The sequence below is a fragment of the Cryobacterium sp. Sr3 genome, from assembly GCF_004402835.1.
GTDB lineage: Bacteria > Actinomycetota > Actinomycetes > Actinomycetales > Microbacteriaceae > Cryobacterium > Cryobacterium sandaracinum.
Map to the genome: position 1 here is coordinate 1 of NZ_SOFA01000027.1, position 22,640 is coordinate 22,640.

The 22,640-nt window shown below is 66.6% G+C and carries 26 protein-coding genes and 1 tRNA gene; 14 read left to right on the forward strand and 13 right to left on the reverse strand.

The window, feature by feature from the left end:
* From E3N94_RS07445 to E3N94_RS07465, 3 genes are all read right to left on the reverse strand, one after another.
* Nucleotides 1-539 (reverse strand): DUF222 domain-containing protein (locus tag E3N94_RS07445; RefSeq protein ID WP_134570022.1); only part of this gene is annotated, 539 nt, incomplete at its 3' end.
* Nucleotides 540-993: 454 nt separating this feature from the next.
* Nucleotides 994-1,713 (reverse strand): carboxylesterase family protein, encoded by a 720-nt coding sequence (locus E3N94_RS07450; protein ID WP_166785395.1) that lies wholly within the window; start codon nt 1,711-1,713, stop codon nt 994-996.
* A gap of 326 nt (nt 1,714-2,039) precedes the next feature.
* Nucleotides 2,040-2,774 (reverse strand): flavodoxin family protein, encoded by a 735-nt coding sequence (locus E3N94_RS07465; protein ID WP_104099160.1) that lies wholly within the window; start codon nt 2,772-2,774, stop codon nt 2,040-2,042.
* Between the two features lie 105 nt (nt 2,775-2,879).
* On the opposite strand from E3N94_RS07465, the gene E3N94_RS07470 reads away from it, so the two are divergent.
* The 4 genes from E3N94_RS07470 (at nt 2,880) to E3N94_RS07485 (ending at nt 6,779) form a co-directional block, all read left to right on the forward strand.
* Entirely contained in the window at nt 2,880-4,250 is a 1,371-nt protein-coding gene (locus E3N94_RS07470; protein WP_134400994.1) for an MFS transporter, read from the forward strand.
* 48 nt (nt 4,251-4,298) lie between these two features.
* Nucleotides 4,299-4,371 (forward strand) — tRNA-Arg (locus E3N94_RS07475).
* A gap of 108 nt (nt 4,372-4,479) precedes the next feature.
* On the forward strand, nt 4,480-5,322 hold the full coding sequence (locus E3N94_RS07480) for a UbiA family prenyltransferase (RefSeq protein ID WP_104099158.1): 843 nt from the start codon (nt 4,480-4,482) through the stop codon (nt 5,320-5,322).
* Nucleotides 5,319-6,779, forward strand: a complete 1,461-nt coding sequence (locus E3N94_RS07485) for an NAD(P)/FAD-dependent oxidoreductase (RefSeq protein ID WP_134400995.1) — start codon at nt 5,319-5,321, stop codon at nt 6,777-6,779. Before E3N94_RS07480 ends, E3N94_RS07485 begins: the two co-directional genes overlap by 4 nt.
* A 321-nt stretch (nt 6,780-7,100) precedes the next feature.
* On the opposite strand, the gene E3N94_RS07490 is transcribed toward E3N94_RS07485, so the two are convergent.
* The 4 genes from E3N94_RS07490 to upp form a co-directional block, all read right to left on the reverse strand.
* Nucleotides 7,101-7,292 carry a DUF1918 domain-containing protein gene (locus tag E3N94_RS07490; RefSeq protein ID WP_134342553.1) on the reverse strand — a complete coding sequence of 64 codons (192 nt, stop codon included), beginning with the start codon at nt 7,290-7,292 and terminating at the stop codon, nt 7,101-7,103.
* Nucleotides 7,293-7,402: 110 nt separating this feature from the next.
* Nucleotides 7,403-7,837, reverse strand: coding sequence for a MarR family transcriptional regulator (locus E3N94_RS07495; protein WP_241977358.1), 435 nt, complete (start codon nt 7,835-7,837; stop codon nt 7,403-7,405).
* Nucleotides 7,838-8,349: 512 nt separating this feature from the next.
* On the reverse strand, nt 8,350-9,054 hold the full coding sequence (locus E3N94_RS07500; protein ID WP_104100676.1) for a winged helix-turn-helix domain-containing protein: 705 nt from the start codon (nt 9,052-9,054) through the stop codon (nt 8,350-8,352).
* 518 nt (nt 9,055-9,572) lie between these two features.
* Nucleotides 9,573-10,205 carry a uracil phosphoribosyltransferase gene (upp, locus tag E3N94_RS07505; protein WP_104100677.1) on the reverse strand — a complete coding sequence of 211 codons (633 nt, stop codon included), beginning with the start codon at nt 10,203-10,205 and terminating at the stop codon, nt 9,573-9,575.
* Between the two features lie 34 nt (nt 10,206-10,239).
* Between upp and tadA the strand changes: the two genes are divergently transcribed.
* Nucleotides 10,240-10,719 carry a tRNA adenosine(34) deaminase TadA gene (gene tadA / locus E3N94_RS07510; protein ID WP_104100678.1) on the forward strand — a complete coding sequence of 160 codons (480 nt, stop codon included), beginning with the start codon at nt 10,240-10,242 and terminating at the stop codon, nt 10,717-10,719.
* Here the strand turns inward: tadA and E3N94_RS07515 are convergent.
* Together E3N94_RS07515 and E3N94_RS07520 are read right to left on the reverse strand one after the other, a co-directional pair.
* The gene (locus E3N94_RS07515; RefSeq protein WP_104100679.1) at nt 10,676-11,389 is read right to left on the reverse strand and encodes a glutamine amidotransferase; all 714 of its coding nucleotides are present in this window, start codon (nt 11,387-11,389) and stop codon (nt 10,676-10,678) included. The two genes, tadA and E3N94_RS07515, sit on opposite strands and share 44 nt — an antisense overlap.
* Nucleotides 11,386-12,348: a cation diffusion facilitator family transporter gene (locus E3N94_RS07520; RefSeq protein WP_134420780.1), complete on the reverse strand. Its 963-nt coding sequence runs from the start codon at nt 12,346-12,348 to the stop codon at nt 11,386-11,388. Before E3N94_RS07520 ends, E3N94_RS07515 begins: the two co-directional genes overlap by 4 nt.
* A 62-nt stretch (nt 12,349-12,410) precedes the next feature.
* Here E3N94_RS07520 and proC point away from each other — a divergent pair, with 62 nt between their 5' ends.
* Complete coding sequence (gene proC / locus E3N94_RS07525; RefSeq protein ID WP_104100681.1) at nt 12,411-13,259, forward strand: pyrroline-5-carboxylate reductase; 849 nt, start codon at nt 12,411-12,413, stop codon at nt 13,257-13,259.
* Between the two features lie 28 nt (nt 13,260-13,287).
* Here proC and E3N94_RS07530 read toward each other — a convergent pair whose 3' ends face one another.
* Together E3N94_RS07530 and E3N94_RS07535 are read right to left on the reverse strand one after the other, a co-directional pair.
* Nucleotides 13,288-13,959 (reverse strand): TrkA family potassium uptake protein, encoded by a 672-nt coding sequence (locus tag E3N94_RS07530; RefSeq protein WP_134375427.1) that lies wholly within the window; start codon nt 13,957-13,959, stop codon nt 13,288-13,290.
* Nucleotides 13,952-15,382 carry a potassium transporter TrkG gene (locus E3N94_RS07535; RefSeq protein WP_134420778.1) on the reverse strand — a complete coding sequence of 477 codons (1,431 nt, stop codon included), beginning with the start codon at nt 15,380-15,382 and terminating at the stop codon, nt 13,952-13,954. The genes E3N94_RS07530 and E3N94_RS07535 overlap by 8 nt, the downstream gene beginning before the upstream one ends.
* A gap of 86 nt (nt 15,383-15,468) precedes the next feature.
* Between E3N94_RS07535 and E3N94_RS07540 the strand changes: the two genes are divergently transcribed.
* Nucleotides 15,469-15,915, forward strand: coding sequence for a metalloregulator ArsR/SmtB family transcription factor (locus tag E3N94_RS07540; RefSeq protein WP_104100684.1), 447 nt, complete (start codon nt 15,469-15,471; stop codon nt 15,913-15,915).
* 123 nt (nt 15,916-16,038) lie between these two features.
* Nucleotides 16,039-16,137: an AURKAIP1/COX24 domain-containing protein gene (locus E3N94_RS07545; RefSeq protein ID WP_003792170.1), complete on the forward strand. Its 99-nt coding sequence runs from the start codon at nt 16,039-16,041 to the stop codon at nt 16,135-16,137.
* A gap of 54 nt (nt 16,138-16,191) precedes the next feature.
* On the opposite strand, the gene E3N94_RS07550 is transcribed toward E3N94_RS07545, so the two are convergent.
* Nucleotides 16,192-16,914, reverse strand: coding sequence for an HAD-IB family hydrolase (locus E3N94_RS07550; protein ID WP_166784692.1), 723 nt, complete (start codon nt 16,912-16,914; stop codon nt 16,192-16,194).
* A 56-nt stretch (nt 16,915-16,970) separates the two neighbouring features.
* Between E3N94_RS07550 and E3N94_RS07555 the strand changes: the two genes are divergently transcribed.
* Nucleotides 16,971-17,240, forward strand: coding sequence for a glutaredoxin family protein (locus E3N94_RS07555; protein ID WP_104100686.1), 270 nt, complete (start codon nt 16,971-16,973; stop codon nt 17,238-17,240).
* A complete protein-coding gene (locus E3N94_RS07560) occupies nt 17,237-17,533 on the forward strand; it encodes a Dabb family protein (protein WP_104100687.1) in 297 nt (98 codons plus the stop codon). The genes E3N94_RS07555 and E3N94_RS07560 overlap by 4 nt, the downstream gene beginning before the upstream one ends.
* Nucleotides 17,534-17,556: 23 nt before the next feature.
* Here the strand turns inward: E3N94_RS07560 and aspS are convergent, their stop codons facing one another.
* On the reverse strand, nt 17,557-18,885 hold the full coding sequence (gene aspS, locus E3N94_RS07565; RefSeq protein ID WP_166790080.1) for an aspartate--tRNA(Asn) ligase: 1,329 nt from the start codon (nt 18,883-18,885) through the stop codon (nt 17,557-17,559).
* A 63-nt stretch (nt 18,886-18,948) separates the two neighbouring features.
* On the opposite strand from aspS, the gene E3N94_RS07570 reads away from it, so the two are divergent.
* The 4 genes from E3N94_RS07570 to E3N94_RS07585 are packed head-to-tail and all read left to right on the forward strand — an operon-like array spanning nt 18,949 to nt 22,598.
* A complete protein-coding gene (locus tag E3N94_RS07570) occupies nt 18,949-19,593 on the forward strand; it encodes a histidine phosphatase family protein (RefSeq protein ID WP_104100689.1) in 645 nt (214 codons plus the stop codon).
* Nucleotides 19,590-20,186, forward strand: a complete 597-nt coding sequence (locus E3N94_RS07575; protein WP_104100690.1) for a TlpA disulfide reductase family protein — start codon at nt 19,590-19,592, stop codon at nt 20,184-20,186. Before E3N94_RS07570 ends, E3N94_RS07575 begins: the two co-directional genes overlap by 4 nt.
* A 2-nt stretch (nt 20,187-20,188) precedes the next feature.
* Nucleotides 20,189-20,950, forward strand: a complete 762-nt coding sequence (locus E3N94_RS07580) for a cytochrome c biogenesis protein CcdA (protein ID WP_104100691.1) — start codon at nt 20,189-20,191, stop codon at nt 20,948-20,950.
* A complete protein-coding gene (locus tag E3N94_RS07585) occupies nt 20,934-22,598 on the forward strand; it encodes a cytochrome c biogenesis protein ResB (RefSeq protein WP_134570024.1) in 1,665 nt (554 codons plus the stop codon). Before E3N94_RS07580 ends, E3N94_RS07585 begins: the two co-directional genes overlap by 17 nt.
* The last annotated feature ends 42 nt before the right edge of the window (nt 22,599-22,640 follow it).

A 22,640-nucleotide genomic window follows, 5' to 3' on the forward strand; every position in this document is an offset into this window, starting at 1 on the left:
TGGTCGAGGGCGGTGACGATGTTCTCGGCCGCGTCCACGCCGAGGTCCCCGGCGGTGAGGGAATCGGCCACGGCCGGGTAGTAGGGCGGCAACATGCTGGTGCCCGCCCGGCGCGGGGTCACGTTCTCGCCCAGGCGCACCCGCCGGTTCGCCTCACGCGACGAGACGCGGGTCAGGCGGGTGATCAGGTCGATGCCACTGCTAGCCCCGTTCTTATACGCGAGGGACTCGTGGCCGAGGATACGGCGGGACCGCACCGAAATGTCGGCGGCGGAGGCAACCCTGGCCGCATCGACCCGACGGCCGAGGTCTTCAACCGTACCCAGCACCATCATCGCGTCCGCCTCACCCAGGAGCGAGAAAGACACCGAGTCCAGCACGGCCGCGGCCAGGTCACGGGCCTGCTGCAACTGCTGCACGAGGGATGACTGTGCACGGGGTGACTGTGCACGGGGTGACTGTGCACGGGGTGACTGCGCGAGGGAAGGCGCCGCCTGCGGTGAGGCGGTGGGGTGGTGCGGAGTGGGGGCTCCAGCCATACCTTAATAGTAGATGTGTACTAATAATAAGTCAAGAGGTTCTGCACGAGTATAGAAAGTAATTCGGTCGGCGCGGTGCCGTGGTTGCCGACCACGCGCATCCGTCGGTGCGCCCCTGAGGCACCCGGGCTTCCTAACGAATTCGACGGAGATTTTGGCTCTCCTGCTGCTTCTGTGGGTTAAACCCGGCCGGGGAGCACTGGTTTGTGGCCGCCGAGGCTGAGCATGGCGAGGGCGATGAGGGCGTCGGGTGATTTGAAGCCGAAGGCGATGCGGNGCCTCAGGCACCGCGGGCTCCCTAACGAATTCGACGGAGATTTTACCGATTTCGAGCCCAAACGGATGTTCTGGGCCGGTTCTGAGCAAAATCTCCGTCGAATTCGTTCGGGGGCCGGCGCAGGAATGCCGGGGAGCTCAACCGGGGAGCTCAACTGGGGAGCTCACGCCGACGGGCTCAACCGCCGCTACCCGCTAGAAGTTCGGCAGGAACTCCTGCCAGACCGCCCGCCGCTCTCCTCGCGGATCCGGTTCGATGCGACCGACCTCGTCTCAGAGTCAGCCGGTCGGTTTCCGAGTAGGTCGGCCAGGTGTCGTCGGGCCGCCTTGTGCAGGCGAAGCGAAGCCAGTGCAGGCGCATCCGATCGCCCGCGTTGATGAAGAGTTCCCGCCCGCCGAGCAGGGTCATGGCCCGGGCCGTGGGGCCGTCGACGTGGTCGAACAGGGCGAACAGCTCGATTCCGTGTGTGGCGCTGATGCCCAGCGTGTGCTTAAGCCGCGGGACCAGGTCGAACCGGTACGTATAGACCGGCGCGACCCGGGAGTGGAAGTCACCGATCTGCAGGCCCGGATACCAGAACACGAAATCCCCGCCGCAGTCCGACGACGACTGTTTCGCCGGCAGGCTCGCGTAGACGGAGCGCATCGCGTCGTGCGGGCTCACCGGGGCGTGGTCGAAGATGGCCGCGATACGCGTCGGCGACTTCGGCAGGATGTCCACCCGGCCCCGGAACAGCGACCCCTCCCGCTCTTTGGTGCCGATGATCAGCGGCACCCGGTGCGCGGTCCCGTGACGGAAGGCGTCGAGCGGCCGCTCGGGCAGGAAATCCACGTCGATCACCGGGATCAGGCAGAAGGTGCCCGGGCTGGCATCCGGCGTGCGCGCCTGCAGCGCCACGGCCGCCTGGGTCAGGTCGGCTACCGCGGCGGTGGTCAGCGTGGATAAAGACCATCACCGGGCGGCCCAGCCGTCTACGCGACGCCGACGCCGGCCGAAGCACGTTGACACTCAGGCACTCCTCACTGGCCGCGGGGCCCGGAACCGCAGCTCGCCCACGGGTGGCGCAGCGTAGGGGATGCCGCGCCAGGCCGAATGCCATTGTCGTCCACGCCGCGCACGATCCCGCCGGTGACCCGCACCTGCAAGCGGCTCCGCGGGCAGGCCGACGCCACCTCGCGCGGGGTCGCGGTCATGGTGTCCTCACTTCGGGCGCGTCGACGCCGCTATCGGTACTCCGGGTTCGGCTGGAATCCGAACCGCTCGCCCTCGTCCCACTCCGCGCGGAGGTTCCCGTAGGCGGGGATGCCGCCGTTTGCCTTCAGCATTGCGGCCAGGTGCATCAGGTTCCAGGTCATAAAGGTCACGTTGCGGTTCGTGAAGTCACTGTCCGGCCCCCCGGAACCCGGGTCCAGGTAGCTCGGGCCCGGACCGATCGCGCCGATCCAGCCGACGTCGGCCGCCGGCGGAATCGTGAAGCCGATGTGCTGCAAGCTATAGAGCACGTTCGACGCGCAGTGCTTCACGCCGTCCTCGTTGCCGGTGATGACGGCCCCGCCCACCTTGCCGTAGTAGACGTACTGACCCTTGTCGTTCAGCTCCCCCGACATGGCATAGAGCCGTTCGATCACGCGCTTGGTGACCGAGCCGTTGTCGCCGAGCCAGATCGGTCCGCCGATCACGACGATGTCGGAGGCGCGCACCTTGTCGAACAGGGCGGGCCAGGCATCCGTCGCCCAGCCGTGTTCGGTCATGTCGGGGTAGACGCCCGAGGCGATGTCGTGGTCGATGGCCCGGATATTCTCGACGTGGACGCCCTGCTCGTGCATCAGGTTGATGCTGAGGTTCATCAGGCCCTGTGTGTGGCTGATTTCGGGGCTTCGTTTGAGGGTGCAATTGATGAATAGGGCCCGAAGGCCGGCGTATTCGAAGGATGCCTGGGTGTTGCGGATCGCGGTCATGGCGTCAGTTTTGCACCTGCCCCAGACCTCGTCTAGGGCCACACCGGGGCCCGCGCCCTCCGGATCGGGCCTTCGATCGGGCCGCGAGTCGGGTTAACTGGGAGAGTGATTTCCAAAGAGCATCGGGTGTTGATCGTGGCCATTCTGGCGTCGTTCGTGGCGTTCCTGGACGGCTCCATCGTCACGGTCGCGCTGCCGGCGATTTCTCGGGAATTCGGCGGCGGTCTGGTGCTGCAACAATGGGCGGTCGACGGCTACCTGCTGTCATTGGGCGCCCTGATCCTCGTGGCCGGGTCACTCTCGGACACGTTCGGCCGGGTGCGGGTGCTCCGAATCGGACTGGTCTGGTTCGGGATCACCTCGCTGGCGTGCGCGGTCGCACCCTGGGGGAGTGCGCTCGTGCTGGCCCGAGTGCTGCAGGGCGTGGCGGCGGCTCTGCTCGTGCCGAGCTCCCTGGCGCTCATCACCTCGACGTTCTCGGGGGCGGCGCAGGCTCGAGCGATCGGGGCCTGGACCGGCTGGACGGGCATCGCGGGCATCATGGGTCCGGTGCTCGGCGGCATCCTGGTGGACACGCTCAGCTGGCGCCTGATCTTCGGGCTCAACGTGATCCCCATCATGGTTACCCTGGTGCTGCTGGCCGGCCTGGACGAGCCGGTGCGCACCCGTCCGGCGGCCCCCATCGACGCGTGGGGCGCCGGCCTGGCCGCGCTCGGGCTGGGCGGTCCGGTCTTCGCCCTGATCGAGCAGGGGCGGCTGGGCTGGGCCAGCCCGGTCGTGTTCGTGCCGCTTGTCGTCGGGCTGCTGGCCTTCGCGGGGTTCCTCTGGTGGGAGGCGCGCGCGCCGCATCCGATGATGCCCCTGAGCCTGTTCAAGATCCGCAATTTCGGCGTCGGTAACATCGCTACGGTCGGTTTCTACGCCGCCCTCGGCCTCGGTTTCTTCGTGTTCACGCTCTATCTGCAGCAGGTCGGCGGCTTCTCGGCGACCGTAACCGGTTTCGCCGGCATCCCGGCGACCGCCATGCTCCTGCTCTTCGCGACCCTGTTCGGCACCCTGGCCGGCCGCTACGGACCGCGCGCGTTTATGACCGTGGGCCCGATGGTGGCAGGAGCCGGATTCCTGCTGCTACTCGGGGCGGTGCCGCCGATCGCGCTCTGGTCGCAGGTCGTGCCGGCCGTCGTCGTGATCGGCCTCGGCCTGGCCATCACCGTGGCGCCGCTCACTTCCGCGGTCCTCGGCTCCATCCGGCCCGAGCAGGCAGGCATCGGCTCGGCCATCAACAACGCCGTCGCCCGGGTGGCCGGTCTAGTCGCGGTGGCTCTGGCCGGCACGATCATCGGGACTACGCTCGACGTTCCGGGATTCCAGCGCGTGATGGTCGTCGTCGCGGGCTTGATGTTCGCCGGCGGGCTCGCCTCCTGGCTCGGAATCCGCACCTCGGGTCCGGTTCTCGCGCCGGAGCACCCCGAATAACTGCTATAGTTTTCAAGTTGTCAGAGAGTACTTAGCTCTGGGCAGCCTGCGCTCGTAGCTCAACGGATAGAGCATCTGACTACGGATCAGAAGGTTGGGGGTTCGAATCCCTTCGGGCGCACATCTGGACCCCCGCAATCAGCAGATTGCGGGGGTTTCCTGTTTGTCCGAAATGCACGGGCGTCGGCACCCGAAAAAACGCGGTCTCTCGCAGCGATAGAGTGAGAAAGTGCTCACCCGCCTGGTTCAGATCTCCCGACCGGTGCTCTGGGTCAACACCATCGGAACCACCGTCATCGCCATGTGGCTGGTCGGGGATTTGTGGCGGTGGGAGATTGTTCCGCTGCTCCTCTGGGTGACGCTGCCGTTCAACCTGCTGATCTACGGTGTGAACGACATTTTCGACCAGGAAACGGATGCCCGGAACGCCCGCAAGGGTGGCCTCGAGGGGGCCCGCATCCTCGGCTCGGAAACCCGCGCCATCGTGCTCGGAGTCGTGCTGACCAACGCGCCTTTCGTGGCGTATTTCCTCGCTACGTTGCCGGCGGCGGCGCTCGCCTGGATCGCCGCGTACATGGTGATCTTCATCTTCTACTCGGCACCCCCGCTGCGTTTCAAAGCCCGGCGCTACCTCGACTCGCTCAGTAATGCCGCCTACGCTTTCCCGCTGGTCTTCGTGCCTCTCGCCCTCGGCGAGTCACCGGTCTGGGCGGCGGCGATCGGACTCATGGCGTGGAGTGTGGCCAAGCACACCTACGACGCGGTGCAGGACATCGACGAGGATCGTGCAGCCGGAATTCAAACCACTGCCGTTCATCTCGGCGCGCGCGGCTCCGTGGTGTGGAGCGGCGCGTGGTGGGCCCTGTCCACCGCGGGTTTCGCGCTGATCAACTGGCCGGTCGCCGTGGTGAATGCGCTCATCGCCGGCTGGTTGGTGGGGTCGCTGGGGCGCAGCCCCACGCCGATGACGGCCCGCCGAATGTACCGCTACTCGATCGCGTTCCCCTACGTCGCAGGTTCCGTCGCCGGGGCCCAGCTCGTGGCAGTTTTTTTGCTCAAGGAGCTCCTATGACACGATCCCGCAGGAAGACGAACCTGACCCCGCAGCGCATCGTCGTGCTCGGCGCGGGAGTCGGCGGGCTCACGGCCGCCGCGCTGCTGGCCCGCGCCGGCCATTCGGTGACGGTGCTGGAGGGCTCCGACTGGATCGGCGGAAAGAGCCGACGACTCGAAATCGACGGGCAGCACGTGGACACCGGACCGGCGCTGGTCACCTTCCCTCTGGTCTGGGAGGAGCTGCTGGCCCGCTACGACGCGCTCGGCGCCCGCCGCTCTGTTCCCGCCGAAGCCGCCGCGGTGGCCGCGGTGACGTTGCGGAGACTGCCTGAGGTGGGCCGGTACTTCTACCGGGGAGCGGACGCCGTCCTGCCGGTGCCCGCCGGTCACCCGTGGCACGCGGCCTGGACCCGGTTCGAAAAAGAACACGGTGGCCTCGGGCCTCAACTCACGAGCATGCTGACCGCCGACCCGGCCGATCCGGCATCGCTGCCGGCCGTACGCAACGTGTTTCGGCTCTACGGCACCCGCCTGACCACGCGCAGCTTTCTCGACGGCCTGAGCTGGATGCCCGAAGGCCTGCGTGAGGTCATCGCCATCCACACCCTCAATGCCGGTGTCTCTCCCCGGCGGACCCTCGCACTGTATGCGAGCATGCCGGCGATCATGGCCAGGGACGGCGTGTGGGTTCCCGAGGGCGGTGTGAACGAGCTGCCGCTCGCATTGCACCGGCTCGCGTTGAACGCCGGCGCGGTCGTGCGCATTAGCGAGCCCGTCACAGCCGTGTCGAAAGGGCTCGTGACCACGGCGACGACGACGCATCCGGCCGACGTGATCGTGAGCGGGCTCGACCGTGGGGTGCTCGACGGGCTGCTCGGCGTGCCGCCGGTCCGGCCACGGAAGCTGTCCTGCTCCGGCGTGGCCATCTATGCCGTGCTTGAGACCTCGTTGCCGGAGGGCACCGCCACGCATTCCGTGGTGTTGCCCGACGACCCGGCCGCCCTGCACCGCAGTCTCGATGCCGGGGCTGTGCCCGAGCAGACGATGGCCTTCCTGAACTATTACCGGCCGCACGAGGTCTATGCCAACGACCGGGCCACCGTGGCGGTGCTTCTCACCGCGCCCGCTGACGGCCGCCGCTATGACCTCGACAGCCCGTGGGTGGCGCGTGAGGTCGCGCGGGTCAGCGCCGCCGTGGGCCTGGACCGGCCGATCAGCGAGCTGTTCCGTGATCACGTCGTGCTTGATCCGCGGTACTTCGCTGGCTGGGGCTCCACCGGTGGTGCGCTCTACGGCGCCACCAACCCGCTCTGGCAGAGCGGGCCGTTCCACCGCCCCGGGTACACCAGCCGGGCACGCCCGTGGCTGTGGCGGGTGGGGGCATCGGTGCACCCCGGCGGCGGTATACCGGCCGTGCTCGGCGGCGCCATGACAGCGACCCACAAGCTGATCGGCCGCCTCGACGCCCGCTGACCGAGGAGTGACGGCCGCCGGATCAGCGAACGGCCAGGTCCGGCCGAGGCAGATGCGCCGACTCGGGGCGCACATTGGCGCGATCACAGCCGAAGCAGGTCAGCACGTAGACGGGGAGGGCGCGGTGTGCGGCGTGCACCGGGTCCGGCGTCAGGCGAGCTGTCGAGTGGCAAAAAGGACACGTGATTGTCATGGCTGAAGCTTCTGATCTTGTACCCGCCACGATCTGCAACGCGTGTTTCGAAGTTGACTCGGGTGATGTGGGCGCAGTACCCCCTTGACCTGGCCGGATGCGTGTGCCGTACCCTCCGGCATCCTGTGCTAGCGAGGTTCGATGTGCTCGATCATGAAGTCCGTGCCGGGGAACAGGATGCTCTCATGCCCTTCGCTGAACCGCACGAGGTAGGGAGGTTCGCCGTCAAGCCCGCGAACCTCCACGATCTCATCGTGCCGGTCCGGTGCTTCTACCGTCTTTCCTCGGAGGACGACCCGGTCTCCCTGTGCTGCATGCATGGGAATTACCTCCTCGCGGATCACCGTACGCCCGCTCGCGCCCCCTGCACAGGGCAGCGAGAGGCGGCGCGCCGGGTTCCGTCAAGGCGGCGCAACCTGGGCGGTGCAGGTCAGTCCGCGCCATGCAGGCGATCGCAGAGGGCGGTGAGTTGCAGGAGCTCGTCGGTGCCGAGCGTGTCGCCGATGCGGTCGGTGATGGTGCCCATGTGCTGGACAGCGACCCGGCGGAACAGGTCGAAGCCGGCATCCGTCAGTTCGATCAGGGCGCCGCGGCCGTCAGTAGGGTCGGTGTGCTTCCGCACATAGCCCCGTGCGGCCAGTCGGTCGACCAGACGGCTCACGCTCGGCTGGGTCAACAGCACCTGCCGATTCAAATCGCGGAGCCGCAGGCGCCGCCCGGCGGCCCGGGACAGGTTGAACATTACGTCGTACTCGTTGAACGAGATGTCATGAGCCGGAAAATCGGCGGCCAGGCTGCGCATAATGGCAACCTGGGCACGAAACAGTGATTCCCAGGCGGCCACGGCCACGGCTCGATCGGTCACGCTGCCTCCATATATCCTTGATCTCCAAGAATAGGGACTCGGCATCGGGACGCCTCCCCCACTCGTGGGGATTTGAACAAAAAAAGAATGACGAACAAGTGGCGCTTCGTTACGCGTTCGTTATATATTCGAAGTGCGTCAACCGTTTGCTGTGGCGGAAGACGCGAAATGTGATTGCAGGACACTCTTGGTGCAAGGGAAGAGGGCCGGTCGTAGCTACTACGACCGGCCCTCTGTCACGCCATCGCCGTCGAATTGTTTTGCAGCGTCGCTCCCGGAAGGCGAGAACCGACCGCAATTTGTGGATGTTGTTCATCCCGGGCGGAGCGCCGTGCCCGGTGTTGGACCAATTCGACGGAGATTCTGGTCTGAAACTGCTTTTCGGAGTATTGCGGGGACGATTTGGGCAGAATCTCCGTCGAATTCGTTCGAGGAGAGTCGCTGTAAGGCCCCAAAAACCCCAATCGGCGAACCCTCATCGCCCACGGCGGCGGGACTCACACAGCGGGAAGCTAGAAGACGTCCGGGCTCGGCGTGCTCGATTGGCGGATCGACACGTCGGCGTGCCGGTCGAAGCGGTAGCCGACCCCGCGCACGGTGCGCACGATGTCTTCGTAGCGACCGAGCTTGGCGCGCAGGCGACGCACGTGCACGTCGATGGTGCGCTCATTCGGCGCGTCTTCCTCGTCGGAGGCGTTCCACAGCTTGGCGATCAGTTCGGCACGCTCGATGGTGCGGCCTTCGCGGAGCACCAGGTACTGCAGCAGCTCGAATTCCTTGTAGGTGAGCGCCGCGGTCTCGCCGTCGAGGATGACTCGCTTACGGGAGATGTCCACCACGACGCCGCCGAGTGCGCGGTCGGGGTCGTCTGTCACAGTGCGGTGCCGGGCCAGCGCAGTCGGGTCCTGCAGGGCGAGGCGCACGACGTCGACGTCGCGTCCACCGGCTCCGGCGGGCGCCAGTGCGACGGCGGCATGAGTCTCCGCGGTCGGCGCGATGGTTCCGGTGAGGGCTTTGAGCGCCTCGACGATGCGGCTGAGGCTGGTCCCGGCCGCGGCGGCCGTGGCCTCGTCGATGCCGACGTAGAAAACGAAGCCGCGGGCCTGAGTGCCCTCGGGCACGGCGCGGATGCGGGGTGCGGCGGGCGTCGGAACGGCCTGGCGTTCGAGGCGTGCGGCCTGGGCCGAGCGGGCGGTGTCAATGTGGGCAAGCGACATGAGAGTAATCCTTGGCTGGGGTACTGCAGGTGAACCCGACGCTGAGGAGCTGTTCCGGGTTCGAAAAAGTGCGGCCGGTGAGGCCTGGAGGGAGCGAGAGGGGCTCCGGAGTTCAACCAGCCGGCCGCGTGAAGTCAGCGGGGCGGGAACTCGGCGAGGTGTTCGCTGCTTAGCGGGACATTCGGCAACACGCACAGCAGCTGCCGGGCATCACCATGCCGGCAGTCCCGGGGGCCTCGAAGGAGGTCTGGGGGCGTGCGCTCGTTGTCATAGTTGCGAGTAAAGCCCACTGTTACGGCGTGTGTCAATTCTGCAACCAAGGATGACGCCGTGTGACACGCATCACGTTCGGTGGCTCCGCGGCGGATCGGAGAATCCACCGCGGATCGCGAAAGCATGAAAGTTTCCATGATTAAATTTAATTTCATCAAAGATTCTTGAATATGCCGGGTACTGGCGCCCGGCATGTCGCAGGACCTGCGGTGTCCGCCGCCCGACGGAATTGGTGCTCGCTAGAGCTAGACCAAACCGTAGAGGCGGTCGCCGGCGTCACCGAGGCCGGGAACGATGTATCCGTGCTCGTCAAGCTTGTCGTCGACGGCACCGAGAACGATGGTCACTTCGCGGCCCTCGAGGGCCTTCTCGACCGCGGCTAGCCCCTCAGGCGCGGCGAGGATGCAGATGGCCGTGACATCGACGGCGCCGCGGTCGAAGAGGAACTGGATGGCTGCGATCAGCGAACCGCCCGTGGCCAGCATCGGGTCGAGCACGAAGCACTGGCGGTCGGAGAGGTCGTCGGGCAGGCGCTCCGCGTAGGTGGCGGGCTGAAGGGTCTCCTCGTTGCGGGCCATGCCGAGGAAGCCGACCTCTGCCGTCGGTAGCAGTTTGACCATGCCCTCGAGCATGCCCAGACCGGCGCGGAGGATCGGCACGACGAGCGGCTTGGGGTCGCTGATCTGCACGCCGCGGGCCTCGGAGACCGGGGTCTGCACGGTCACGTCTTCGACTCGCACGCCGCGGGTCCCCTCATAGGCGAGGAGGGTCATCAGCTCTTCGACAAGTGACCGGAAGATCGGCGACGGCGTGTTCTTGTCTCGGAGTACCGTGAGTTTGTGGGTGATCAGGGGGTGGTCGGCTACGTGGACTCGCATAGGCTCAATCTACTAGTCGGGGAGGGGAACGTAGATGGGCGAGGTCGATCGCCGGCACAGCGAATGGATGCGGCTCGCGCTCTGCGAGGCCCGCGCTGCCCTCGAAACGGGGGATGTGCCCGTCGGTGCGGTGGTGCTGGACCCGTCCGGCCGTGTGATCGGCCGCGGACGCAACGAGCGCGAAGCGCTGCAGGATCCCACCGGCCACGCCGAGATCGTCGCCATCCGTCACGCTGCCGCGTCCCTGGGGGACTGGCACCTGACCGGCTGCACCCTGGTGGTGACGTTGGAGCCCTGCGTGATGTGCGCGGGCGCGATCCTGGCCGCACGGGTGCCGGTCGTGGTTTTCGGCGCGTGGGACGAGAAGGCCGGCGCCTCCGGATCGGTCTACGACGTGCTGCGTGACCGCCGGCTCAATCACCGCGCTGAGGTCTACGCCGAGGTCGACGCTGACGAATGCGGGGAACTGCTCAGGGCGTTCTTCGCGGACCCAGACCGTCGAGCCATTCGCTGAACATGGACCGGGAAGCGTTCTGCATACCGCTGGAGTAACGTTCGCGTTCGCGGCGCAGGTCGCCCACGTCGAAGCCCTCGGCGGCCACCTCCGCCTCCGAGGCCGCCAGCCACACCTCGTGCATCTCCTCGGTGACCTCCGGGTGGAACTGCACGGCCAGCGCCCAGTCTCCGATCCCGAAGGCCTCATTGCCGTACTGGGGGGACCCGGCGAGCCGTGTCACCCCGTCGGGCAGGTCGAACGTGTCGCTGTGCCACTGGAAGACGGGTACGCCGCTGACGTGCCGCAGCGGGGAGGTCGCCCCGGCCTTCGTGGGCTCCACGGAACGGTAGCCGATCTCGTTCGTCGGCCCGCGGTAGACGCGGGAGCCCAGGGCGTTCGCCATCAGCTGCGCACCCAGGCACACGCCGAAGACGGGCAGAGAGGCGCCGAGCCGCTGCGTGAGCAGGTCGATCTCGGCGTGCAGCGCGGGGAACTCGTCGGCCTCGTAGACCCCCATCTCGCCGCCGAGAACGACCAGCAGGTCGGCTTCCCGCGGGTCGAGGGCGCGCACATCCTCCTTGAGCGTGTCGACGTAGCGAATGGAGTAACCGTGCTCCCGCAGCACCGGTTCGAGGTTGCCGAGGTGGATCGTGTCATCGTGGCGCAGGACGACCGCGGTGCGGGTCACTCGCTGCCTTTGATGACGATGGTGTCGGTGGGCGGCGTGCGGCGGTTGGGGTCGAAGAACAGGTCCGGCTCGAGGTAGATGACGCGGGCCGCCGGCACGGCCTCGCGGATGCGGGTTTCGACGGTGTTGATGCCCGCTGCCACATCGGAGAAATGGCTGTCGGCCTCGAAGGCGATCCTGGCGGCGACGAGCAGTTCGTCCGGGCCGAGGTAAAGGGTCTTGAGGTGGATGATCTTGCGCGTCTCCGGACCGGCCAGGATGGCACGCTCGATGGCCGCGGCATCCGTTTTACCGGCGCCTTCGCCGACGAGGAGGCTCTTGGTCTCTACGCCGAGGACCACGGCGACCAGGACGAGCAGTACGCCGATGAACAGGGTGCCGATGGCGTCCCAGACGGGCTCGCCGGTGATGATGGTGAGGCCGACGGCGAGGAAGGCGAAGACCAGGCCGGCGAGAGCGGCGATGTCTTCGAGCAGCACGACGGGCAAGTCGGGCGCCTTCGCGTGCCGCACGAACTGCACCCAGCTTTGGTTGCCGCGCACGAGGTTCGATTCCTGGATGGCGGTGCGAAGTGAGAAGGACTTGAGGCCCATGGCGACCAGCAGCACCACGATGGGCAGCCACGGCACGTCGAGCGGGTGCGGGTCCTGCAGCTTCCGCACACCCTCGTAAAGGGAGAAGACGCCGCCGACGGAGAACAGGATGATCGACACCACGAACGCGTAGACGTAGCGTTCCCGGCCGTAGCCGAATGGATGCTCCTTGTCGGCTTCCTGCTTGGCCTTGCGACCGCCGACGAGCAGAAGCACCTGATTTCCGGAGTCGGCCAGGGAGTGCACGCCCTCGGCGAGCATCGAGGAGGAACCGGAGAATGCCCAGGCCACGAATTTCGTGATCGCGATCCCCAGATTGGCGAGGAGTGCCGCCACGATTGCTTTGTTCCCGCCAGAAGTGCTCATGGGGCAATCCTAGAATGCACACCAGACGGACCCGGCACAGGGGGCGAAAGTAGACTCATCGGATGACTTCGACTGCAACCACCACACTGCCCGCCATCGCGTTCCTCGGCGCCGGATCGATGGCGAGGGCCGTTCTGACCGGGCTGCTGAACCCGAATGTGACCGTTCTGGGCGGCATCCGGGCAACCAACCGCTCCACGGCGAAGGCCGACGAACTCGCAGGAATCCCCGGCGTCACCGCCTGGGCCACCGCCGACGAGCCCACGGCCAACCGCAAGGCCGTCGCCGGCGCGCGCATCGTGATCGTCGCCGTGAAGCCCGTCATGGTCCTCGACCTGCTGGCCGAGATCGCCGACAGTCTCGAACCGGGCACGCTCGTCATCAGTGTCGCCGCCGGCGTCACCATTGCCACGTTCGAGGCGTCGCTGCCCGAATCCGTGTCGGTCATCCGCTCGATGCCGAACACGCCGGCCCTCGTCGGCAAGGCCGTCACCGGGCTGAGCGCCGGCACGCGGTCCAGCGACACCGATCTCGAGCTCGCGAGGTCCCTCTTCGGCACCGTCGGCGACGTCCTGGTCGTGCCGGAGGAGAAGCTCGATGCCCTCAGCACCATCTCCGGGTCAGGTCCGGCCTACGTTTTCTACCTGATCGAGCAGCTCACCGCCACGGCGATCGCCAAGGGTTTCACCCCGGAGGAGGCCGCGGTCATGGTGAACGGCACCTTCCTCGGTGCGACGAGCCTGCTGGTGGCATCCGACCTGTCCCCGACGGAACTGCGCCGCCAGGTCACAAGCCCGAGCGGCACCACCGAGCGTGCCGTGTGGGAGCTGGAAAAGGGCGGGATCAAGGACCTGTTCGACCGGGCGACGGATGCCGCACTCGCCCGGGCCCGCGAACTCGCCGGCCACTAGAACTCCAGGCCACGAGAACTCCAGGCCCCTAGAACTCCAGCGACGCGAACCGCTCGATGTCGGACTCGGTGCCGGAGACGATGATCAGGTCCTGGTCGGTGATGACCGTCTTCTCGGTGGCGTAGGTGAAGGGGCGGTCGGGGCTCTTCACGCCGACCACGGTGACGTTGTACTTGCGGCGCAGCCCGGATTCGGTCAGGTTCAGGCCCCGGATCGGCTTGGGCGGGATCATCTTGACCAGGGCGAAGTCGTCGTCGAATTCGATGAAGTCGAGCAGGCGTCCGGAGACGAGGTGCGCCAGGCGTTCGCCTGCCTGTGCCTCCGGGAAGACGACGTGGTTCACCCCGATGCGCTCGAGGATCGTGCCGTGCGACTTGGAGATCGCTTTCGCCCAGATCTGCGGGATCCCGAGGTCGACCAGATTCGCCGCAATCAGCACACTGGCCTCGACGGACGAGCCGACGGCGCAGACGGCGATCGAGAATTGCTGCGCGCCGATCTGGCGGAGCGCTTCCAGGGAGGTGGCGTCGGCCTGCACCGCGTGCGTGACGCGTTCGGACCACTTCTGCACGAGGACCGCGCTGTCGTCGACGGCGAGCACATCCCGTCCGAGCCGGTCGAGTTGCCCCGCGGTGGCCGCGCCGAACCGGCCGAGGCCGATCACGAGCACCGGTGCGTCGTGTTTGAAGCGGTCAGCCAACGATGGGTCTCTCTTCCGGACGGGAGAACAACTGCCTGCTCTGGCTCGCGGCGAGGGCAGCCGCGAGGGTCACTGTACCAATCCTGCCCATGAACATGGTTGCCGCCAGCACATACACTCCGGCCGGAGGCAGTTCGCCGGTCAGGCCCGTCGACAGGCCGCAGGTGGCGAACGCGGAGATCACATCGAAGAGCACCTGGTCGAACGGCGCCTTGGAGATCTGCAGGATCAGGATGCTGGACACGGCAACCGTCGTGGCGCCCCACAGCACCACGCTGACCGCGAGCCTCAGGATGTCGCTGGGGATCCGGCGGCCGAACGCTTCCATCTGGCTTCGTCCGCTGGCCTCGGCGAAGGCGGCGAGGAAGAGGATGGCCAGGGTCGTCACCTTGATGCCGCCGGCGGTCGACGCGGAGCCGCCGCCGATGAACATCAGCATGTCTGTGGCGAGCAGGCTCGCCCCCTGCAGGTCGCTGATGTCGATGGTCGCGAAGCCCCCGGACCGGGTCATCATCGACAGGAAGAGCGACTGGAAGATCGTGTCGCCCACGTTCAGCGACCCGAACGTCTTCGGGTTGTCGAACTCGAGCGCGATGTACACGGCAACGCCGGCCACGAGCAGCACCACGGTCGTGAAGAGGGTCAGTTTCACGTGCAGCGACCAGCGTCTGGGGCTATGCCAGCCCCGGGCGAGGGCGTAGATCACCGGGAAACCCAGGCTGCCGAGGAAGGCGCCCACCATCAAGGCGCTGAGGAACCAGTAGTCGCTGGCGAACGGGGCCAAAGCTCCGACGTTGGGGGAGAAGCCGCTGTTGGTGAACGCCATGGCCGCGTAGTACACGCTCTGCCAGAGCGCCTCGCCGACAGGTGTCCCGACCGCGAGGATACGCGGAAAGAGCAGGATAGCCACGACCAGCTCGATTACGAAGGCGCTGATCGCGACCGTCACGAGCAGGTTGCCGACCTCGCCCAGGCGAACGGCCTGTCCTTCATTGACCGGTCCGGCATGGATGCGGGAGGGGTTTGTGTCACTGGCGGCCATCAGCCGGGCGCGCAGGCCCAGGCGCCGGGAAATGACCATTCCCATCAGGGAGGCGAGGGTCAGCACGCCGACCCCGCCGATATTGACGCCGACCACCACCAGGACATTGCCGAAGGCCGACCAGTGCGTGGCCATGTCCACCGTCGCTAGGCCGGTCACGCAGATCACGGACACCGCGGTGAAGAGGGCGTCGTGCAGCGGGGTGACGATGCGGTCTGCCGTGGCGATGGGCAAAGAGAATAGGAGGGTGAACACCAGGACCAGCGCGGTGAAAACGAGGATGGCGAATCGGGACGGCGAGCTGCGGACCAGACCGTCCACTGAGTCTCGCAACCAGGCGTACCAACTGGTGGGACGCGGTGCGAAGGCGGAATCCGCCATCCGTGTCTGCACTGAAACCTCCGACTTGCTCGCGACGAACGGCCGTCGACATGGTATCCCCCACCGGGAATGAGTAGCCTTGAGGCATGGCAGACATCTTCGGCGTGGTGGCGGATTCGACCCGACGCGAAATTCTACGCATTCTCCTCGAGCGATACAACCAATCGAACACGGCCGGCGGAGAGCTGAGCGTGTCTGACATCGTCGACAAGCTCGGCCTGAGCCAGCCAACCATCTCGAAGCACCTGAAGGTGCTGCGCGAAGCGGGCCTGGTGGGCGTGAGAGAAGCCGGTCAGCACCGGTATTACCATCTTGACTACGCGCCGCTCGAGGAAATCGAAGACTGGCTGATTCCCTTCCTCAGCGTCGACTTCGATGCCACCGCCGAGGAGCCGACCGAGGAGACCGAGGGCTTGAAGGTGGAACAGCGGGCATTCGCCGCGGCCATCGGAAAGGCCTTTGCGGAGACATCATACCAAATGGCGCATGCGGTCAAAGATGCGAAGCCCCGAAAATGGCGAAGAATCGACTAGTCGGCGGCGCTTGAGCGCCCGAATGCGCACACCGCGTCGGAGAGTGTTGTTTTTCCGGTAGACTGATATCTACCGTGTCTGTCGCGAATCCCGCGGCGAAACCAATTCTTTTGTGAGGTCCGTGTGGGTTCTGTAATCAAGAAGCGACGCAAGCGTATGGCGAAGAAGAAGCACCGCAAGCTGCTTCGTAAGACTCGCCACCAGCGTCGCAATAAGAAGTAGACGGTTCTGGACCGTTTGAAATAGCTACCGGCGTAAGCGCTAGGCCCCTGGGGTCTAGCGCTTTTTGCTTGCCCGGGTGGCGGCCGTGATGCTGCCGCGTTTGAGGATCATCACCGGCCAGTGGCGGGCTGCGGCATAGCGGCGGAGCGTGGCATCCGGATTCACGACCACCGGATTGCCGACCAGGTCCAGCAACGGAATGTCGTTGTGGGAGTCGGAGTAGGCCCAGCAGACGGCCAGGTCGACACCGCTGCGCTCTGCCTGGGCGTTGGCGGCGACGGCCTTGCTGACACCGTGGCAGACACCCTCGGTGAGGCGGCCGGTGAAAATTCCGTCGACGGCCTCGAGCCTGGTACCGAGCGCGCCAGTGAGGCCCAGCCGTTCGGCGATGACGTCGGCCACCTCCTGGGCGGTCGCGGAGACGAGCCAGACCTCGCGCCCGGCCTGAAGGTGCGCACGGGCGACGGCGACCGTTTCCGGCCAGAGCCGCTGCAAGAGGCGGGCGTCGAAGATCTCCGTGCTGAGCGCGACGAGTTCGTCCCGGCTGTAGCCCACGACCACTTCCAGCGCGCGCTCCCGGATGCTCGCGAGGTGCATCCTGTTTTCGCCGACGTAGAGGAATCGGGCCTGTTTCCAGGCGAAGGAGAGCAGGTCCCGGCCGGTGACCAGTCGTCGCCGCCAGGCACCCACACCGAGGTGGTACAGGCTGGCGCCGCGCAGGAGGGTGTTGTCCACGTCGAAGAACGCGATTGCGGGGGCGATGGTGTCTTCGGACATGTGTGCGGTCAAGTCTAGTTGCGTGTTGCGTCGGCGAGCCAGCATAGGCTGGAGCAATGGCTACTGCACTCCTCACCCTGGTCGGCAAGCCCGGCTGTCACCTCTGCGATGACGCCCGGGATCTGGTCGGCAGCGTCGTGACCAAACTCGCCGACGACCCGTCCGCCCCCGACATCGTGCTCGAAGAGCGCTCGATTCTCGACGACGCCGAGCTGCACGCCCTGTACGTCGAGGACATCCCGGTGCTCCTGCTCAACGGCAAGGTGCACAATTACTGGCGCATCGATCCACTGCGGCTGCGCACGGCGCTTCTGGCCGTGCAATGATCCGGCACATCGTCTCCTGGCAACTAGCCCCGGCCGACCCGGTCCAGAAGGCCGCCGCCGCGGCCGGGATCGCGGTCCGCCTGGAAGGGCTCGTGGGCGTCGTCGACGAGATCCGCTCGCTGCAGGTGGGTTTCGACGTCGCCGGCGGCTCCAACTGGGACGTCGTGCTGATCGCCGACTTTGACGACCTGGACGCCGTCAACCGCTACCAGGTGCACCCCGCCCACCAGGCGGCGGGAACCTTCATCCGTTCCGTCGTATCGTCGAGGATGGCCGTCGATGTCGCCGTCTGACCGTTCGGCTACGGCCCGTTCGGCTACGGCTCGAGGCGCGTCGGGCCGCGGAACAGGTAGGTGACCTCGCGGATGCTGGCCTGGTGCAGCATCAGCATGAGTACCCGGGCGAGGCCCATGCCGAACCCGCCGTGCGACGGAACGCCGTAGCGGAAGAAGTCGAGGTAGCCCTCGATCTCCTCGGGGTCGATGCCCTTCTCCTTGGCCTGCTCGACCAAAATGTCGATGCGGTGCTCGCGCTGCGCTCCAGTGGAGATCTCGGTGCCGTTGAAGATCAGGTCATAGCTCTTGGTGATGCTCGCGTCGCCCTCGTGGCGCATGTGGTAGAACGGCCGGATGCTTGAGGCGTAGTCGGTGAGGAAGACGAACTCGTGGCCGAAGGTCTCGAGCACGTAGGCGGCGATCCGGCGTTCGCCTTCGGGGTCCATGTCGTCGTCATCGCGCGGGACCTCGTAGCCGCGGGTCTTGACGATCTCCTTGGCCTCGGCCAGCGGGATGCGCGGGAACGGTGTACTGGGCACGGTGACCTCGACCCCGAAGAGGGCCAGGACCTCGTCGCCGTGCTTCTCCTTGACGGCCGTGAATCCGGCGACAAGCAGCTCTTCGTGCAGCTGCATGACGTCTTCGTGGCTGTCGATCCAGCTGATCTCGGAGTCGACGCTGGTGAACTCGGTGGAGTGACGGCTGGTGAACGACGGGTCGGCGCGGAACGCCGGTCCGACCTCGAAGATTTTGCCGAAGCCGGCGGCCTGGGCCATCTGCTTGAAGAACTGCGGGCTCTGCGCGAGGTAGGCCTTGGTGTCGAAGTACTCCACCTCGAACAGCTCGGCGCGGGACTCGCTCGCGCTGGCCATCAGCTTCGGGGTGTGCAGCTCAATGAAGTCATTGTCGATCCAGTACGTGCGCAGTGCGTGCTCGAAGGTGGTCTGGAGGCGGAAGATCAGGTTCTGCTTGGGCTGGCGCAGATCGAGGAAGCGCCAGTCGAGGCGCTTGTCCAGATTGGAGTCGGCCGCGATCGGGGTCTCGGGGATGGCGACCGTGACGACCTCGAGGGTCGCGAGCTTGATTTCGATGCCGCCGAGCTTGACGCGCTCGTCGTGCTTGAGCTCACCGGTGACGGTGACGAAGCTGCCCTGCGACAGGGTGGAGATGGTGGTGGCCGGTTCGTCGGCGACGACAATGCCGTCGGCATCCGTGGTGCGCGGGTTCACGAGCTGCACCGCGCCGGATTCGTCGCGCAGCACGACGAACTGCACCTTCTTCTGGTCTCGGACGGTGTCGACCCACCCGGACACCGTCACGGGTCCGTTGTCGAGGGCGGCCAGGTTCTTGATCACTATGCGCTCAGTCACCGGTCAAGTTTAGCCGCACGGCTCTCGGCGTATTCGCGGGTGCCCCCTCCGTAGACTGGGAACGTGGTAGCCAGACAGGTACATCTCGTGCGGCACGGTGAGGTTTTCAATCCCGAGCGCGTTCTGTACGGACGCCTGCCCGGATTCCGCCTCTCCGATCTGGGGGCTCAGATGGCCGAGGCGGCTGCCGCCGATCTGGTGGAGCGCGGGCGCCCCGTCGCCCGCATCATCTCCTCACCGCTGCAGCGTGCGCAGGAGTCGGCCGCTCCGATCGCGGCTGCCTTCACCCTTCCGGTCGACATCGACCCGCGCATCATCGAGCCGACCAATTTCTTCGAGGGCAAACGGATGCGGGGCACGGGCGGGGCCTTGCGCGATCCCCGCAGCTGGCACGCGCTCATCAACCCGCTGCGTCCCAGCTGGGGCGAACCGTTCGACTCGATCGCGAAGCGCATGCTCGCCGCGATCGAGGATGCCCGCAACTCGGTCGACGAGGGCGACGTCGTGCTCGTCAGCCACCAGCTTCCGATCTGGATGGTGCACCGCGCCCTGGCCCGGCAGCGTTTGCCGCACGACCCGCGCAAACGCCGCTGCGACCTGTCGAGCATCACAACCCTGTCCTGGCCCGGCGGCTTCCCCGACGAGACCGGCTACTCCAACCCTGCCCTGTCGCTGCAGGTCGGCGCCTCGGACGTAGGAGCCGTATGAATCTCCGTCCCCGCGCCGCCGTCACCGCTCTGGTTGCCGTGGCGCTACTGCTGACCGGCTGCTCCGCCGACCCGCTCGCCGAACAGTACCGCGAGGGCAGCAGTAAGGGCTTCATCGCCGGTGACGGCAGCTGGACCGAGATCCCGGCCGCCGAGCGCGGCGATCCCATCTCCTGGAGCGGCGCAGACGAAAACGGCGACCCGCTCTCCAGCGAGGACTACGCCGGCGAGGTCGTCGTGGTCAACTTCTGGTACGCCAGCTGCGCGCCCTGCCGGGCGGAAGCCCCGGCCCTGCAAAAACTCAACGAGGAATTCGCCGGCACGGACGCCCACTGGGTCGGCGTCAACGTGCGGGACCAGGCCGCGAACGCGACCGCGTTCAACGAGAGCTTCGGCATCACCTACCCGTCGGTGATGGACGTCGACAACGGGAGCATGCAGCTCGCGTTCAGCGGCAGCATCCCGCCCAACGCCGTTCCCACCACGCTGGTGCTCGACCGGTCAGGCCGGGTCGCGGCCCGCATCCTCGGTGCGATCTCGGAGCCCTCCATCCTCGAAACTCTCGTGCGCGACGCGATCGCCGAGGATTCGTAGGCGTGGACAACCCCTTCGGCGAGATCGTCTTCAGCGGCCAGCTCTACCTGGCCATTCCCATCGCCGTGCTGGCCGGGCTCGTCTCGTTCGCCTCTCCCTGCATCCTCCCGCTCGTGCCCGGCTACCTGGCCTACATCGGCGGCTTCACCGACGGCAGCTCGGCCCCCGCGCGCGGCGACCGCCGGGGCCGCAACCGTCTGCTGCTCGGGGTCCTGTTGTTCATCCTCGGCTTCACCCTCGTCTTCGTGCTCACCGGTGTCATTTTCGGGGTTGCCGGATTCTGGCTGAACCAGTATCGAGATGCGATCACCCGCATTGCCGGCGTCGTGGTAATCCTGCTCGGCCTGGTGTTCGTCGGCCAGTTCGGTTTCGCGCAGCGCAGCGTGAAGGCGACCTGGAGACCGGGGATGGGCCTGGCCGGCGCCCCTCTGCTCGGCGCGGTCTTCGCCGTGGGCTGGACCCCCTGCACCGGCCCCACGCTCACGGCCATCAACTCTCTCAGCCTGACCACGGGCTCTCCCTGGCAGGGGGGACTGCTGGCCCTGTTCTACGCGCTCGGGCTGGGCATCCCGTTCCTTCTCATCGCGCTCGGCCTCAGCTGGGCGACCGGAGCCGTTTCCTTCCTGAAACGGCACGTCAGGGCTATCAACCTGTTTGGCGGTCTCCTCCTCGTTCTCATCGGCGTGCTCATGGTCAGTGGCGTGTGGAACGCCTGGCTCCTCGACCTGCAAGGAACGATCGGAAGTTATGTCCCGGCCATCTGACCATTACGACGCCCCGGCCTCCGCGGGAATCGTGCAACCGCACCTCGGCTTCGCAGGCTGGCTGCGCTGGTTCTGGCGCCAGCTGACGAACATGCGCACCGCGCTGTTCCTTCTGCTGCTTCTCGCGATCGCCGCCGTGCCGGGATCTCTGGTACCCCAGCGCAGCTCCGACCCGAACGGGGTTACCCAGTACTTCGCCGACAACCCCGACCTCGCGCCGCTGCTCGACACGGTTCAGGCGTTCGACGTCTACTCGTCGGCGTGGTTCTCGGCCATCTACCTGCTGCTGTTCATCTCGCTGATCGGGTGCGTCATCCCGCGCACCAAGCACCACTACCTCGCGCTGCGGGCCAAGCCGCCGCGCACCCCCGCCCGCCTGTCCCGGCTGGCCGGCTTCACGGCGCGCATCGCTCCGGCCGGCACGGATGCCCAGGCCGCCGTCGGGTCCGCCCGCAGGCTTCTGAAGACCAGCGGCTACCGGGCGGCCGTCTTCGAGAATCGCGGGGAGACCTCGGTCTCGGCCGAACGCGGCTACCTGCGTGAAACCGGCAACCTGGTCTTCCACTTCGCCCTGGTCGGCATCCTGATCACCGTCGGTTTCGGTGGCGGCTTCGGGTTCAGCGGCCAACGTGTACTGGTCGAAGGGCAGACCTTCGTGAACACCCTGCTGGCCTACGACTCGTTCAACCCCGGCCGGTTCTTCAACGACACCAGCCTCACGCCCTATAAACTCACCCTCGACAACTTCGACGTCACCTACGAGGAGGAGAACCTCAAGGCCTACGGCCAGCCGATCGACTTCACAGCAGAGGTCACCATCACCCCGCGGGGTGAGGCCGCAGAGGCCAGCCAGGTGAAGGTGAACGGGCCGGCCCGCACCGGCGGCACCGACGTCTACCTGCTCGGCAACGGCTACGCCCCCACCCTCACCGTAAAGGACCCGAACGGGGTGGTCGTCTTCACCGACTCTGTGCCGTTCCTGCCGCAGGATGCCAACCTCACCTCCCTCGGCGTGATCAAGGTTCCCGACGGGCTCGCCGAGCAACTCGGCATGATCGGCTTCTTCTACCCGACCCAGGCCACCGCGGATTCGGGGGCCTTCTTCTCCTCCTTCCCTGACCTCGAATACCCGCTGCTGACCCTCAACGTCTACTCGGGAGACCTGGGGCTCGACGCGGGCGTGCCGACGTCGGTCTACTCGCTCGACATCGACAAGATGACCCAGCTCACCGGGGGCAAGACCGGCGTGGAGTCGATCGAGTTGAAGCCGGGGGAAACCCGGGAACTGCCGAACGGCCTCGGGTCCGTCACTTTCGACGACGCCAACCCGGGGGCGCAGAACGGGGACTTCTCTGGTTCGGTGCTGCGGTTTGCCTCGTTCGACATCCACCACGACCCCACCCAGCTCTGGGTGCTGTCCTTCGCCGTTCTGGCCCTGCTCGGCCTGCTGACGTCACTGTTCGTGCCACGTCGGCGGGTCTGGGTGAAGGCCGTGCCGGAGCAGGACGGCTCGCTGCGCCTCGAATACGCGGGTCTAGCCCGGGGCGAGGACCCGACCCTGGAATCCGCCGTCAGCGACCTCGCCGATCGGCACACGGACCTGCTGTTATCCTCCCAATCGGCCACCCCGGCATCCGAACAGAAATAGGCTGTCATCGTGAATCTCAACGAGCTCTCCATTCTGAGCCTC